Source organism: Fructilactobacillus sanfranciscensis, assembly GCF_029023685.1.
GTDB classification, from domain to species: domain Bacteria; phylum Bacillota; class Bacilli; order Lactobacillales; family Lactobacillaceae; genus Fructilactobacillus; species Fructilactobacillus sanfranciscensis.
The window spans coordinates 1,283,984-1,297,298 of sequence record NZ_CP118925.1 but is presented as its reverse complement, the minus strand read 5'-3'; the positions used below and the strand labels follow the sequence as shown (position 1 = coordinate 1,297,298).

14 protein-coding genes are annotated in these 13,315 nt (G+C 36.5%); 10 read left to right on the top strand and 4 right to left on the bottom strand.

Annotated elements, in window-relative coordinates:
* The first annotated feature begins 68 nt into the window (after window positions 1-68).
* The 8 genes from PY770_RS06800 (at window position 69) to citG (ending at window position 7,810) form a co-directional block, all read left to right on the top strand.
* Window positions 69-1,352, top strand: coding sequence for a 2-hydroxycarboxylate transporter family protein (locus tag PY770_RS06800; RefSeq protein ID WP_139555048.1), 1,284 nt, complete (start codon window positions 69-71; stop codon window positions 1,350-1,352).
* Window positions 1,353-1,414: 62 nt separating this feature from the next.
* The gene (locus PY770_RS06795) at window positions 1,415-2,557 is read left to right on the top strand and encodes an NAD(P)-dependent malic enzyme (protein ID WP_163601056.1); all 1,143 of its coding nucleotides are present in this window, start codon (window positions 1,415-1,417) and stop codon (window positions 2,555-2,557) included.
* A 29-nt stretch (window positions 2,558-2,586) separates the two neighbouring features.
* The gene (citC, locus tag PY770_RS06790) at window positions 2,587-3,645 is read left to right on the top strand and encodes a [citrate (pro-3S)-lyase] ligase (RefSeq protein ID WP_163601057.1); all 1,059 of its coding nucleotides are present in this window, start codon (window positions 2,587-2,589) and stop codon (window positions 3,643-3,645) included.
* Entirely contained in the window at window positions 3,635-3,928 is a 294-nt protein-coding gene (citD, locus tag PY770_RS06785) for a citrate lyase acyl carrier protein (RefSeq protein WP_275045900.1), read from the top strand. Before citC ends, citD begins: the two co-directional genes overlap by 11 nt.
* Before the next feature lies 1 nt (window position 3,929).
* The gene (gene citE / locus PY770_RS06780; protein WP_163601058.1) at window positions 3,930-4,844 is read left to right on the top strand and encodes a citrate (pro-3S)-lyase subunit beta; all 915 of its coding nucleotides are present in this window, start codon (window positions 3,930-3,932) and stop codon (window positions 4,842-4,844) included.
* Window positions 4,834-6,372 carry a citrate lyase subunit alpha gene (gene citF, locus PY770_RS06775; protein ID WP_103428586.1) on the top strand — a complete coding sequence of 513 codons (1,539 nt, stop codon included), beginning with the start codon at window positions 4,834-4,836 and terminating at the stop codon, window positions 6,370-6,372. Before citE ends, citF begins: the two co-directional genes overlap by 11 nt.
* A 60-nt stretch (window positions 6,373-6,432) precedes the next feature.
* Window positions 6,433-6,957: a citrate lyase holo-[acyl-carrier protein] synthase gene (gene citX, locus PY770_RS06770; protein ID WP_041817977.1), complete on the top strand. Its 525-nt coding sequence runs from the start codon at window positions 6,433-6,435 to the stop codon at window positions 6,955-6,957.
* Window positions 6,950-7,810, top strand: a complete 861-nt coding sequence (citG, locus tag PY770_RS06765) for a triphosphoribosyl-dephospho-CoA synthase CitG (protein WP_103450555.1) — start codon at window positions 6,950-6,952, stop codon at window positions 7,808-7,810. The genes citX and citG overlap by 8 nt, the downstream gene beginning before the upstream one ends.
* A 44-nt stretch (window positions 7,811-7,854) precedes the next feature.
* On the opposite strand, the gene PY770_RS07185 is transcribed toward citG, so the two are convergent.
* The 3 genes from PY770_RS07185 to menB all read right to left on the bottom strand — a co-directional run bounded on the left by PY770_RS07185 (window position 7,855) and on the right by menB (window position 10,887).
* Window positions 7,855-8,364 carry an MFS transporter gene (locus tag PY770_RS07185; RefSeq protein ID WP_103428588.1) on the bottom strand — a complete coding sequence of 170 codons (510 nt, stop codon included), beginning with the start codon at window positions 8,362-8,364 and terminating at the stop codon, window positions 7,855-7,857.
* 259 nt (window positions 8,365-8,623) lie between these two features.
* Window positions 8,624-10,051: an o-succinylbenzoate--CoA ligase gene (locus PY770_RS06750; protein WP_163601059.1), complete on the bottom strand. Its 1,428-nt coding sequence runs from the start codon at window positions 10,049-10,051 to the stop codon at window positions 8,624-8,626.
* A gap of 14 nt (window positions 10,052-10,065) precedes the next feature.
* Window positions 10,066-10,887, bottom strand: coding sequence for a 1,4-dihydroxy-2-naphthoyl-CoA synthase (gene menB / locus PY770_RS06745; protein WP_103428590.1), 822 nt, complete (start codon window positions 10,885-10,887; stop codon window positions 10,066-10,068).
* An 82-nt stretch (window positions 10,888-10,969) separates the two neighbouring features.
* On the opposite strand from menB, the gene PY770_RS06740 reads away from it, so the two are divergent.
* Complete coding sequence (locus tag PY770_RS06740; RefSeq protein WP_103428591.1) at window positions 10,970-11,338, top strand: PaaI family thioesterase; 369 nt, start codon at window positions 10,970-10,972, stop codon at window positions 11,336-11,338.
* 62 nt (window positions 11,339-11,400) lie between these two features.
* Entirely contained in the window at window positions 11,401-11,964 is a 564-nt protein-coding gene (locus tag PY770_RS06735) for an LOG family protein (RefSeq protein ID WP_275045899.1), read from the top strand.
* A gap of 9 nt (window positions 11,965-11,973) precedes the next feature.
* On the opposite strand, the gene PY770_RS06730 is transcribed toward PY770_RS06735, so the two are convergent.
* On the bottom strand, window positions 11,974-13,119 hold the full coding sequence (locus PY770_RS06730) for a glycerate kinase family protein (protein ID WP_163601061.1): 1,146 nt from the start codon (window positions 13,117-13,119) through the stop codon (window positions 11,974-11,976).
* Window positions 13,120-13,315: the final 196 nt, after the last annotated feature.

Sequence of the window (13,315 nt, the reverse complement as noted above, 5' to 3'; positions counted from 1 at the left end):
TGTGATTAATAACACATATAATTAGATAGATGATTGTTTAATTATTCACAAATTTGGAGGATACTGCTATGAAAAATATAGTAAATAAACTTGAAAGTATTAAGATTGATGGAATGGGTTTAATTGCTTATGCACTTTCTGCAATAATCTTTTTATTAGTTCTAAACTTTAACTTGCTACCTAAGAATATGATGGGTGCATTGTTTGCAATGATTATTTTAGGAAACGTTTTATATTACTTAGGTTCACACCTTCCTATTTTTAAAAGTTATTTAGGTGGTGGTGCAGTTTTTGTATTATTCGGTTGCGCAATTTTAGCTTTGACGGGAATCGTCCCTAAATCAGTCGTTGTTACAGTTGATACATTTGTCACAAAGACTGATTTTATTGACTTCTTCATTGTTTCATTGATTGTCGGTGCCATTTTAGGAATGGATCGAAATGTACTTTTGAAGGCATCAATTAGATTTTTACCAGTGGCCTTTTTATCAATGGCTATTGCCTTCTTCGTTACAATTGGAATGTCTCAATTAATTGGAAAAGGTTTTAGATATGGTGCTTTAAACGTTGCCTTCCCAGTCATGGGTGGAGGGATTGGTGCAGGTGCGATTCCGCTATCTCAAATTTATCACAATGCTATGGGTGGAACTGCTGCTGACTATTTATCAAACTTACTACCTGCTGTTATTTTAGGAAATATCTTTGCCATTGTTGGCGCTGGTCTTCTATCTAAATTAGCAGAACACAGTAAGTTTAATGGTCACGGAGTTATGCTACCTGGCGATACTGATAAAAAAGTTCGAATTAATCCTAAAATTGATTTCCAAAAAATGGGAGTTGGATTAGTTTTTGCTCTTTCATTTTTCATGATTGCAATTATGCTTAACGGACTTTTCCCTAAGATTAATGAATATGCTTTCTTGATTTTATTGGTAATTATCGTTAAAGCAACTGGTTGGCTACCTAAATACTATGAAGAATCAGCAGTTACATTTAGTAGTTCAATCACTAAGAACTTAACACATGCCCTATTGGCTGGGGTTGGTTTGACTAAATTAGATTTAGTTATTTTAACTCACTCATTAACCTGGCAATTTGTTCTTCTAGTATTAACAAGTTTAATTTCAATTTCCATTGCAGCTGCTCTTTTTGGAAAATTATTTGGACTTTACCCAGTCGAATCAGCAATTACTGCTGGTATGATCAACAACTCAATGGGTGGTGCCGGAAACATTTCTGTTTTAGCAGCCTGTGACCGGATGAACTTAATCGGTTTTGCTCAAATGGGTAACCGACTCGGTGGAGCGATTATGTTAGTAATGGCCGGGATTTTCGTTTCCTTATTTGGATAATTAAATTAGTAATAAAGTAGTTTATAATAAAAATGGATACTAAAAAGGGAGGTAATTACTGAATGGATGAAGAAATTTTTAAGATACATGCAAAACATACCGGAGTTTTAGGTATCGAATCTGATTTTGATGTTTCAAACAAAAAAGAATTGGGTGAAGCTTACACTCCAGGTGTTGCCAAAATCTCTAAAGCAATTGAAAAAGACCCTACTTTGAAAGATAAGTACACAATGAGTGGTAAATTAGTTGGGGTTGTTTCTGATGGAACTGCTATTTTGGGACTAGGTAACATTGGACCTGCTGCAGGATTACCAGTTATTGAAGCAAAAGCCTTGCTATACAAGGATTTAGCTGGTGTTGATGCTTTACCAATTGCCATTAATCCTAGTGATGCCAACACAATGAAAGAAAATCTTAAAGCAATTTCATTGTCGTTTGCCGGAATTCATCTTGAAGATATCGCCGCACCTAAATGTTTTGAATTAGAAGAAGCATTGAGCAAGGAATTAGATATTCCTGTTTATCATGATGACCAAGAAGGAACTGCAATTGTCGTACTTGCCGGATTAATTAATGCTGCTAAAGTGGTTAACAAAAAGTTGACTGATTTAAAAGTGTTGATTAACGGAGTTGGTGCTTCTGGAGTTGCAACTGCTCGTCTCTTAAATAAAGTAGGGATTAAGCACCTTACTTTAGTTGATATTGACGGTGTTGTTAAACCTGATAGTGGTAACTACAATAAATATCAAGTTGACCTTGCTAAAGAATCAATTGGTACAGAAGGAAATACTTTAGACGACGTAATTGACGGTCAAGATGTCTTTATCGGATTGTCAGTTGCCAACGTTCTGTCTGTTGACCAAGTTAGCCGCATGGCTAAAGATCCAATTATTTTTGCCCTTGCCAATCCAGTTCCTGAAATTGATCCTAAGGTTGCCAAAGAAGCAGGTGCTGCTGTCGTAGCTACTGGTTCAGGTAAATACCCTAACCAAGTTAATAATATTTTAGCTTTCCCAGGATTATTTAAAGGATTACTAGAAACAGGTATCAAGAAGGTTACTTATCAAATTGAAGAAGTAGTTGCTCGTGCTTTAGCAGACTTGATTCCAAACCCAACTCCTGATGAAATTGTTCCAGGAGTCTTTGATAAAAAGGTTGTACCAACTGTTACTAAGTCAATTGAAGATTACAGTGCTAATCATTAAAGTATCTTTTGATGGGAATGTAGTGATTAATGAATAATTTAGAACTGAGAAACCTCAACTTAAAAGATCCAGATCAATTTGAACAATGGAGTGCTTTTTTAAAATCACTCGGAATTGGTAATTTTAGTTCAGTTGAAACTGATCCTTTAGATGGAACGATTGGATTATTTGAAAATAATCAATTAATTGCAACTGGTTCATACGCAGGTAATATTTTAAAGTACATTGCGGTTTGTAATAAAAGTAGTAACAACGGAGCGTTATTTAACCGTGTCATTTCAGAATTGCTCAACATTTTAGCACAAAAAGATATTTTCCACGTGCTGGTGTTTACCAAACCCAAGTATTGTAAGAGTTTTGAACAAGTTGGCTTTTCTTTAATTGTTAAAAGTGATGATGCTGCCTTTTTGGAAACTGGGGATCAAAGCATTACCAGTTATTTGGCAGACTTACCGAAGTTTAAAGACACCGAAAAAATTGGTGCGATTGTCATGAATGCGAACCCATTTACTAATGGGCATCGTTATTTGATTGAACAAGCTGCTAAAAACAGTGACCACGTTTACGTTTTTGTAGTAAGTACTGATAAGTCATTATTTACGACCAAAGAACGCACGGAAATGATTAAAGCTGGAACCAAAGACTTAGATAATGTCGTAGTTGTTCCTGGTGGAGATTATTTAGTGAGTTATGCAACTTTTCCTGCTTACTTTTTAAGTTATGAAAACGACAAAATTGTTTATCAAACTACCATTGATGCGTTAGTATTTAAGCAATGGATTGCTAAGCAATTATCAATTTCAACCAGATATTTGGGAACTGAACCGGAGTCAAGAACGACCAAGATTTATAACGAAGTACTTGAAGAAGTTTTGCCTCCCGATGTTCAGGTAAATGTTATTCCACGATTATGTGATGATAATAATGGTGAAATAGTTTCTGCTCGGACGGTTCGTTTAGCAATCGCTAACGATGAAATTGCTAAAATCAAAGCATTGGTTCCGCCAACAACTTATGATTTTATTATTAAAAACAAGCAAGTATTGCAGGATAGGATTAAGAAAGGAATGAAGATCAGTGGAAATTAAAAAAACAGCAATTGCTGGAACACTTGAATCATCAGATATTCAAGTTACAGTAAGTAAAGGTAACGACGGCATTAAAATTGACCTTACATCTGATGTAAAGGAAAGATTTGGTAATAATATTGTTAAAACAATTGAAGAAATTGTTAACAAATTTGGAATTGAAAACATCAACATTAAAGCGGTTGACCAAGGTGCCCTTGATTGTGTAATTAAGGCTAGAACCATCACTGCAATTCAACGTTCACTTGGTACTAGTGAAGAACCAGATTGGGAGGTCTTATAATATGACATTTAAAAAAGATCGTTTACGTAGAACAATGATGTTTGTTCCCGGTAATAATGCTGGAATGTTAAAAGATGCCGGAATTTACGGTGCTGACTCAATTATGTTTGACTTGGAAGACTCTGTTTCTTTAGCCGAAAAAGATTCAGCCAGAAACTTAGTTTACGAAGCCTTAACTACAGTTGATTATGGCGATGCCGAATTAGTTGTTAGAACTAACGGTCTTGATACTGACTTCTTTGAAGCTGATGTTAAAGCCATGGTTAAAGCTGGAATTGACGTAATTAGAATTCCTAAGACTGAAAATGCTGGCATGGTTAAAGAAATGGAAGACCTTGTGATTGCTGCTGAAAAACAATTCGGTATCCCAGTTGGTCAAACTCATTTAATGGCTGCCATTGAAAGTGCTGAAGGGGTCTTAAACGTTCCTGAAATTGCTAAAGCTTCTGATCGAATGATTGGGGTTGCTTTATCAGCCGAAGATTACACCACTGATCTACAAACTCACCGTTACCCTGATGGTAAAGAACTTGAATTTGCTCGTAACATGATTATCAATGCTGCGCGTGCCGCTGGAATTGCAGCCTTCGATACTGTTTACACTGATGTTGACAATACTCAAGGTCTTATCAACGAAACTGAATACATTCACGAACTTGGTTACGATGGTAAATCAGTTATTAACCCTCGCCAAATTCCAGTTATCAATAAAGTCTTTGCACCAACTAAGGCACAAATTGAAAACGCTAGGAATGTAATTACTGCAATCGAAAATGCAAGACTTGCTGGTTCAGGAGTTATTGCAATGGGTGGTCAAATGGTCGATCGTCCAGTTGCATTGCGTGCTGAAAGAGTTATGAAGCTTGCCAAAGCATCAGGATTAGTAGATAAGGGAGGCCACTACATTGGAAAATAAACTTGGAAGAATTTTACCAGATGATTTAATGAAGAAATATGACTACAAACCATTTGAAACTACTGAAATTGGTCATCCAATTATTCAAAGAACTGCTCCTAAAGTCCGCGTTTCAGACGGTGATGGTAAAGTAACTAATGACCTTGCTAAAATTGTGAAAGACAACGTAAAAGATGGAATGACAATTTCTTTCCATCACCACTTTAGAAATGGTGACTTTATTTTCAATACTGTGATGGAAGAAATCATGAAACAAGGAATTAAAAACTTAACCCTTGCTCCTTCTTCTTTAACTGGTGCCATGAATGATGTTACTATAAAAGCTATCAAAAATGGAACGGTTACTAATATTACTACTTCAGGGATGCGTGGTGAATTAGGGGATGTCGTTTCTCACGGTGCCCTTGAAACTCCTGTAATCTTCAGATCTCATGGTGGTCGTGCTCGTGCTATTGAAAATGGTGACATCAAAATTGACGTGGCCTTTTTAGGAGTACCTAACGCTGACCGTTGTGGTAACGCAAACGGTATGTATGGGGAAGAAGCCTTTGGTTCATTAGGTTACGCCTTAATGGATGCTGCTTATGCTGACAAAGTTGTCTTATTAACTGATAACTTGGTTGACTATCCAAATACTCCTGCTTCTATCAAACAAACCCAAGTTGATTATGTGGTTGAAGTTGATAAAGTTGGTGATCCAGATAAAATCGGATCAGGTGCTACTAGATTTACTAAAGACCCTAAGAACTTGAAGATTGCTAACATGGTTAGTGATGTAATTACTAACTCAAGTTACTTCAAAGACGGATTCTCATTTCAAACTGGTTCTGGTGGTGCAGCTTTAGCCGTTACTAGATACTTGAGAAACGCTATGATTGACCAAAATATCAAGGCTTCATTTGGTTTAGGTGGAATTACTAAACCAATGGTTGACTTACTTGAAGAAGGTTTAATTGGTAAGTTGATGGATGTTCAAGACTTTGACAAGGCAGCTGCCAACTCAATGAAAGAAAACAAAAACCAACAAGAAATTGATGCTTCTTGGTATGCTGATCCAGATAACAAGGGTGCCATGGTTGATCAACTTGACGTATCAATCTTAAGTGCGCTTGAAATTGACACGAACTTTAATGTTAACGTTTTAACTGGTTCAGATGGTGTGATTCGTGGAGCCGTTGGTGGACACCAAGATGCTGCCATGGCTAAAATGACTATCATTTGTGCCCCATTAACTCGTGGAAGAATTCCTTCAATCGTTAAGAGTGTTGATACAGCAGTTACTCCTGGTAGTTCAATTGACGTCTTAGTTACTGATTACGGTGTTGCCGTAAACCCTAACCGTAAAGATCTTCAAGAACAACTTTCAGATATTCCTGGAATTAACCTTTACACGATTGATGAACTTGCTGAAAAAGCACAAAAAATCGTTGGTCAAGAAGAACCACTTAACTACACTGATAAAACAGTTGGATTAGTTGAATACCGTGATGGTAGTATTATTGATTCAATCAAAGAAGTTAAAGATTAATTTAAAGTAAAAAGGATTCATCTGATTAGGTTCGGATGGATCCTTTTTGAATGGAGTATTATGAAAACAATTTTTAATGAAGGAAAGCCTCAATCAATTACTGATGTGCTGCAAAATAAAGATCACCGTAATGCATTACAAAATCGATTAATGGAAACCTATCCCAATGATACAATTATTACGATTAAATTAAACATTCCCGGCCCCATTAAAAATAATGCTGCTTTACAAAGTTTATTTGAAACAGGATCCACTAAGTTTGTTCCAGTCTTCCAACCAATCAAGAAAGTCGCTTTGAATTCGGATGCCGGTCCTGAATTATTGTTAGTGAATACGATGAATGCCGAGTCAGCAAAAAAACAAGCGATTGAATTTGAAGATCAGCTTAATTATGGTCGCTTATTTGATATTGATGTTTTAAACAAACAACATGGCCATTATTCTCGAGTTGAATTAGGAATGCAGACCCGAAAATGTTTGATTTGCAACGAAAACGCGAAAGAATGTGCACGAAGTCGAAAACATTCGGTTGCAGAACTCCAAAATAAAATCTCTGAAATTTATGCTGAGGAAATCGATGATTAAAAATGATAAAATCTTAGCCACTAATGCCGAAACAGCAACTAATCTAGCAGTGGAAGCAATGTTAGATGAAGTGGTGACATGGCCGAAACCAGGGTTAGTTGATCCCATTAGTAATGCTGGGCACACTGATATGAATGTCTATACGTTTATCAATAGTTCGGTGACGATGATGCCTTATTTCAAAGCCTGTTGGAACTTGGGTAATCAATTTCAAGAATCTGATTTAACCGAATTATTTCGGCAATTACGTCCGATTGGAGTCACAGCAGAAAAGACTATGTTTGCGGCTACCAATGGCGTTAATACACATAAAGGAATCGTCTTTATCTTAGGAATTATGGTAACGGCATTAGGTTACGCTAATCAAAAAAAACTTAATACTGTGTCTGATTTAATTAACATTGAAAAACAAATGACTACGGGATTAGTGAAAAATGATTTAGAAAAAGCCTCAACTGGTCTGTTAACTGCAGGCCAAAAGCAATTTCAACAATTAGGTTTAACCGGAATTCGGGGAGAAACCGAAGCCGGGTTTCCCTTAGTCATTGAGTACGGCTTACCAATTTATGAATCAGCTCAATTACCGCAAAATGAGCGAAATTTAATCGCGTTGTTGGCAATTATTGCGCATAATTATGATAGTAATTTGATTAAACGGGCGCATAATTCTGATTTGGTAACGCAGGTACAAACGGATGCGCAACAAATTGTGACTAATTATCAAGAGACTGGTCGTTTAGATAAAGACCGGTTAGAAAAACTCTGCGATAAATGCGCGACTCACAATTTAAGTTTAGGTGGATCCGCTGATTTACTGATTCTGACAATTTTTTTGGAGAAATTAATAAAATAGTCCAACAAAAAAACGATTGAATTTTATTCAATCGTTTTTTGTGTTTATTTATTATCTTTTTTATTGTTGTAATTTTTAACTAATGTTTCTTCAATTGATTCAAGTGATTTGTTCCGAGTTTTTGGAACAAATTTTGCCGCGAAGAACCATGATAAGAATAAGAACACTGCGAAGATGGCGAATGGTCCACCAACATTGTTATGGAATAAAGCTAGGATAGTAAGGAAGAATTGTGAAACAATGAAGTTTGCAAACCAGTTAGTTGCTGATCCAAGGGCAGTTTCAATTCCACGAACAGATAGTGGAAAGATTTCACCAATTAATAACCAAGCAATTGGACCCCATGAAATGGCGAACCCAATTGATAGGGCACCGATTGCTGAACCAATTAAAACGGATGAAGTGATGAATCCAGTTTGTTCAGTTCCAAGATGGAAGTTGCTTTCGATTAAAGGTGAGGCACCGGAGATAATCCCAGTATCAAACCCGAATAGCAATCCACCTAAAGCACCAAAGATGAAAATAAACGCAATACTTAAATGAAATTTTTTCATGATGATTCCTTCGTTCGTAAGAAAATTATAAGTAACTTCTTAATGGCTTCGTTGTAAACGCTTACAGTAGCAACTACAGCCCTTTTTAAAAATGAATTTATTCACAAGTGAAAAATTTTATAGTAAGATGTAAATGTTCCCTAGGGAATAACATATTAGCTATTCTCACGTAATGTGACACATATTACGTAACAAAAAACAGCCGAGTATGATTAAATCATAATCGGCTGTTTTTCTAAGTTTTTTATTTCACCTAAAATTAAATTTGTGATTGTAATTTTTTACGCTGCAACTTTCCGTTATGTGTTTTAGGTAGTTTATCAACTACAATGAATTTTTTTGGAACCTTGTATTTCGCTAGATTACTGGTTAAATAAGCAGTTAATTTTTTTAAATTAATCATGGAATCGGTGACAATGAAGGCAACCGGAACTGCATCCCAAGTTGAGTCTGCTTTGCCAACTACAGCTGATTCAATGATGTTAGGAAATTGGTTAATAACATTTTCAATTTCTAGGGGATAGATATTTTCTCCTCCCGAGATAATTAATTCAGATAAACGACTTTTAAGATAGAGAAATCCATCTGCATCAAGATAACCTAAGTCACCAGTCGCAAACCAACCGTTGTTAGTAATCGGTGCTGAATGATTTAAATACCCAGGAGTTATATTATCAGCTTTCAATAAAATTTCGCCAATTTGATTTGGTTTAGTAGCACCTTTAATTTTTAGATTAACAGGAAAAAGCGGTTTACCAACCGAGCCAAGTTTTCGGATGGCATCAGCAAGGTTAAGGGCGACAACTTGCGAAGCAGTTTCGGTCATTCCATATGATTGAATGACATTGATGTTAGAATCCTTACAGATTTCCAAAGTTTTACGATCAATTGCACCACCGCCTAGTAACATATAGGAAAATTTTTCACTGTAATCACTATCTTTCAGACTGAGTAGTTTTTTTAACATATATGGAACAACTGAAATAATCGTTCCCTTACCATTTAGCAAGTCTTGATTGATTAATTCAGGATTAAAATGTTCATATAAACGAACGTTCATTCCATAAATTAAACTGCGCATCATAATTGAAAAGCCACTAATGTGAAAAAGTGGAACGGCACATATCCACGTGTCTTTAGCAGTCACTGGCAAATTTAAATCAGCTCCAATGGCACTTGACCAATGATTACGAAAAGTTTGCATTACACCTTTGGGATTGCCAGTCGTTCCAGAAGTATACATAATACTAGTAACTTGATCTAAATTAAATTCATCTTTAATGAAAGAAGAGGCATCCGCACTAATCGAATCGTGTAAATCATTTAACGAAATTAGCGTCATTGATTTCAATGGTTGCAACTTACTTTGAAATTCATCTTCATAGATTAATAAATCAACATTGGCATCGTGAAGTTGATATTCAATTTCAGGTAATGCCAAATTCTTATTAATCAAGACCATTTCAATCCCTAATTGTTGTAAGGCCAAAATGGTGAAATAAAGTTGGAGAGTATTGTTACCCAAGACGGCGACTCGCTTTGCGGTTTGTACTTTTTGACCGACTAAATGAGTACAAGTCTCTAAAACAGCCTGTTGTAATTCAGCAAATGTCCAATTTTGCTCATGATAGGAAAGGGCCATGCGTTTTGGTGTTAATGATGCTCTCTTTTTTAGCCAATTATCCATCTTGCAAACCTTCTTTAAGGAAATTTAGGGAATTTATCAAAATCAGGATCCCGTTTTTCCATGAAAGCATCACGACCCTCTTTGGCTTCGTCACTAGTATAGTAGAGTAACGTTGAGTCACCAGCAAGTTGTTGAATTCCAGCTAAGCCATCGGTAGCCGCATTCATAGAAGCTTTGATTAAACGAAGTGACATGGGTGAGCGTTTCAACATTGTGTCACACCAAGCTAGAGTTTCAGTTTCAACATCAGCAAGGGGAACGACTTTGTTAATCCAACCCATATCGTAAGCTTCTTGGGCCGTATAAGTTTTACACATGAACCAGACTTCTTTAGCCCGTTTCATCCCAATCGTATCGGCCAATAAACCAGAGCCATAACCGCCGTCAAAACTACCGACTTTAGGACCTGATTGAGCAAATTTACCATTATCAGCAGAAATGGTTAGGTCACAAACCAATTGCAACACGTTTCCACCACCAACTGACCAGCCTCGAACCATCGCAATCACAGGTTTAGGAATGATGCGAATTAAGTGTTGTAAATCAAGGACATTCAAACGAGGAATTCGATCTTTACCAACGTAACCACCGTTTCCTCGAACTCCTTGGTCTCCACCAGAACAGAAGGCGAGATCACCTTGTCCAGTTAAAATAATTGCTCCAATGGTTGAATCATCACGACAACGAGCAAACGCATCAATCATTTCTTCAACTGTTAGCGGTGTGAAAGCGTTACGTACCTCAGGACGATTAATGGTAATCTTAGCAATTTTACCTGTTCGTTCGAATAAAATATCTTGGTAATCGTTTTCAATTGTTTCCCATTTTCTAACCATAAAGAAGACCTCCAAATTGTTTTGTTGTAAAATTATTTGTATAAGATGAATTAAAAAGCTGATTAGCTGAAAGGATTAACCCGTGAACTTAATCGATTTGTTTAACATTCAGACGGAATTATTAACCCCAACCGAAGTTGTTTTAACGATGGAAATTAAACCAGAACACCAACAACCCTATGGCGTAATGCACGGAGGAGTTAGTTGTGTCTTGGCTGAAACAGCTGCCAGTATGGGTGCCAACCAAAATCTGGACACTAGCAAACAAGTTGCAGTTGGCTTGGATATTCAAACCACCCATCTCAGATCGATGAAACTCGGACAAATTCAAGCAATTGCCCAACCAATTAAAGTTGGGCATCAAATTCAAACTTGGCGAGTAAAAATTTTCCATCATGATCAACAAATTAGTGAATCAACGATTAATCTTTTTAATCAACAGGTTAATTAACCGTGCACTATCCATTATAACGAGATGTGGTTGATTATGTAATTAATTAAGGAGGATTTACAATGAAAGCAATTGCCGTGTATTGTGGTGCAGCCATGGGTAACGAAGCAATTTATGAAAATGCCACGATTAAATTAGCAAAGTGGTTAGTGAAAAATGACTACGCCTTAGTTTATGGAGGCGGTAAATTTGGATTAATGGGCGTACTAGCGAAAACTGTTTTACAAAATGGTGGAACAGTTTACGGAGTATTACCTCAGGAATTAGCGGAGCATGGCACTGCCCTAGAAAGTGCGACCAATTTGGAAGTCGTTGAAAATATGTCAATTCGTAAACGACGGATGATTGAGCTTTCCGACGCCTGTATCGCACTTCCTGGTGGTCCAGGAACATTAGAAGAAATTTCTGAAGCCTTTTCGTGGGCACGCATTGGTGATAATAATAACCCTTGTATTTTATATAATGTAGCTGATTATTATCGTCCTCTAGAAAAAATGTACGATGAAATGACAGCCAAGGGATTTTTAACTAAAGCTGATCGAGAAAAGTTACTCTTCTCTGAATCACTGACTAAAATTGGACAATTTATTGATGGATATGTTCCACCTAAAATTCGGGAGTATTAATTTTATTTTTTACTTAAGCTGAATTTTTAAAGTTCTCACAATGTTTTCCGTGGTTCTCGTAATATTTGCGGGACCATTTTTTAATGCCGTTTTTAGTTCGCCAGTTTGGCCTAAAATACCAAAAATAGCGGTAATCCCACAATGATAAAGTTGATCAATTCCTTCTCCTAGATAACCAGCTTCCACAATGACTGGTTTTTGAAATGATTTAGCAACTTGAGCAACACCAAAGGGAGTTTTTCCAAATTTAGTTTGAAAGTCAATCCCACCTTCACCGGTTAGGACGATGTCAGCATCTTTGATTTTATTTTTCAAATCAACTGCATCAATTACAATTTCAATTCCTGGTTTTAAAGTAGCATTGGTGAAAATGATTAATCCAGCTCCTAAGCCACCTGCGGCTCCACTTCCAGAAATATTTTTGACGTCAATGTTTAAAGTTTGTTTCACGACATTGGCATAATTAGTTAAGCCACTTTCTAATTGTTTTACCCCAGTATGAAGAGCACCTTTTTGTGGTCCAAAAACTGTTGCTGCTCCATTTTTGCCAATTAAAGGATTAGTGACATCACTAGCCACTACAAATTCCGTTTGTTTAATTCTTTGATCTAAATCTTTAAGGGAAATCGAATTAATTTGGTTCAGACCAGCACCATTTGGCGTAACAATTTGCTGATTAACATCATAGAATTTAACGCCTAAAGCGGCAGCCATTCCAATTCCGCCATCAACGGTAGCACTTCCACCAATTCCAATGATAATTTTTTTAACGCCATGATTTAAGGCTGCTAAAATCAATTCACCTGTTCCAAAAGTAGTGGTAATAAAAGGATCTCGTTTTTCTGGCGGAACTAATTCAAGTCCACTGGCTTTTGCCATTTCAATGACTGCTGTTTTTCCATCACCTAAAATTCCAAAATAACTTTTTACTTTTTGACCAGGAAGCGGGCCATTCACTGTCACAAACTCTTTGTGGCCATTCGTTGCGGCGATTAAAGCATCAACCGTTCCTTCGCCACCGTCAGCCATAGGGACTTTTTGAACTTTAGCATCTGGCAGAATGTGTTTAATTCCAAGTTCCATTGCATCACAAACTTGTTTAGCCGTCATACTTTCTTTAAATGAATCCGGAGCTAGTGTAAAAGTTAAAGTCATTCTTATTTCTCCTTTACTGATTGTTAGGTTAAGCTTTTCTACCTTTATTGTGAGTCGTTTTACCTTGATGTCAATTAAAGAACTTAGCAAAAAATAAAGATTGACGGGTCATTAAATAAATGGTTTAATCATATATATAAAAAGCAGAAAGGAACATTCCAATGAATTTTAAAATGATGATCCAATTGAACTCATC

Coding starts and splice junctions, on each gene's coding strand:
- PY770_RS06800 (WP_139555048.1), top strand. CDS start 69: ATGAAAAATATAGTAAATAAACTTGAAAGTATTAAGATTGATGGAATG.
- PY770_RS06795 (WP_163601056.1), top strand. CDS start 1,415: ATGGATGAAGAAATTTTTAAGATACATGCAAAACATACCGGAGTTTTA.
- citC (WP_163601057.1), top strand. CDS start 2,587: ATGAATAATTTAGAACTGAGAAACCTCAACTTAAAAGATCCAGATCAA.
- citE (WP_163601058.1), top strand. CDS start 3,930: ATGACATTTAAAAAAGATCGTTTACGTAGAACAATGATGTTTGTTCCC.
- citX (WP_041817977.1), top strand. CDS start 6,433: ATGAAAACAATTTTTAATGAAGGAAAGCCTCAATCAATTACTGATGTG.
- citG (WP_103450555.1), top strand. CDS start 6,950: ATGATTAAAAATGATAAAATCTTAGCCACTAATGCCGAAACAGCAACT.
- PY770_RS07185 (WP_103428588.1), bottom strand. CDS start 8,364: ATGAAAAAATTTCATTTAAGTATTGCGTTTATTTTCATCTTTGGTGCT.
- PY770_RS06750 (WP_163601059.1), bottom strand. CDS start 10,051: ATGGATAATTGGCTAAAAAAGAGAGCATCATTAACACCAAAACGCATG.
- menB (WP_103428590.1), bottom strand. CDS start 10,887: ATGGTTAGAAAATGGGAAACAATTGAAAACGATTACCAAGATATTTTA.
- PY770_RS06735 (WP_275045899.1), top strand. CDS start 11,401: ATGAAAGCAATTGCCGTGTATTGTGGTGCAGCCATGGGTAACGAAGCA.
- PY770_RS06730 (WP_163601061.1), bottom strand. CDS start 13,119: ATGACTTTAACTTTTACACTAGCTCCGGATTCATTTAAAGAAAGTATG.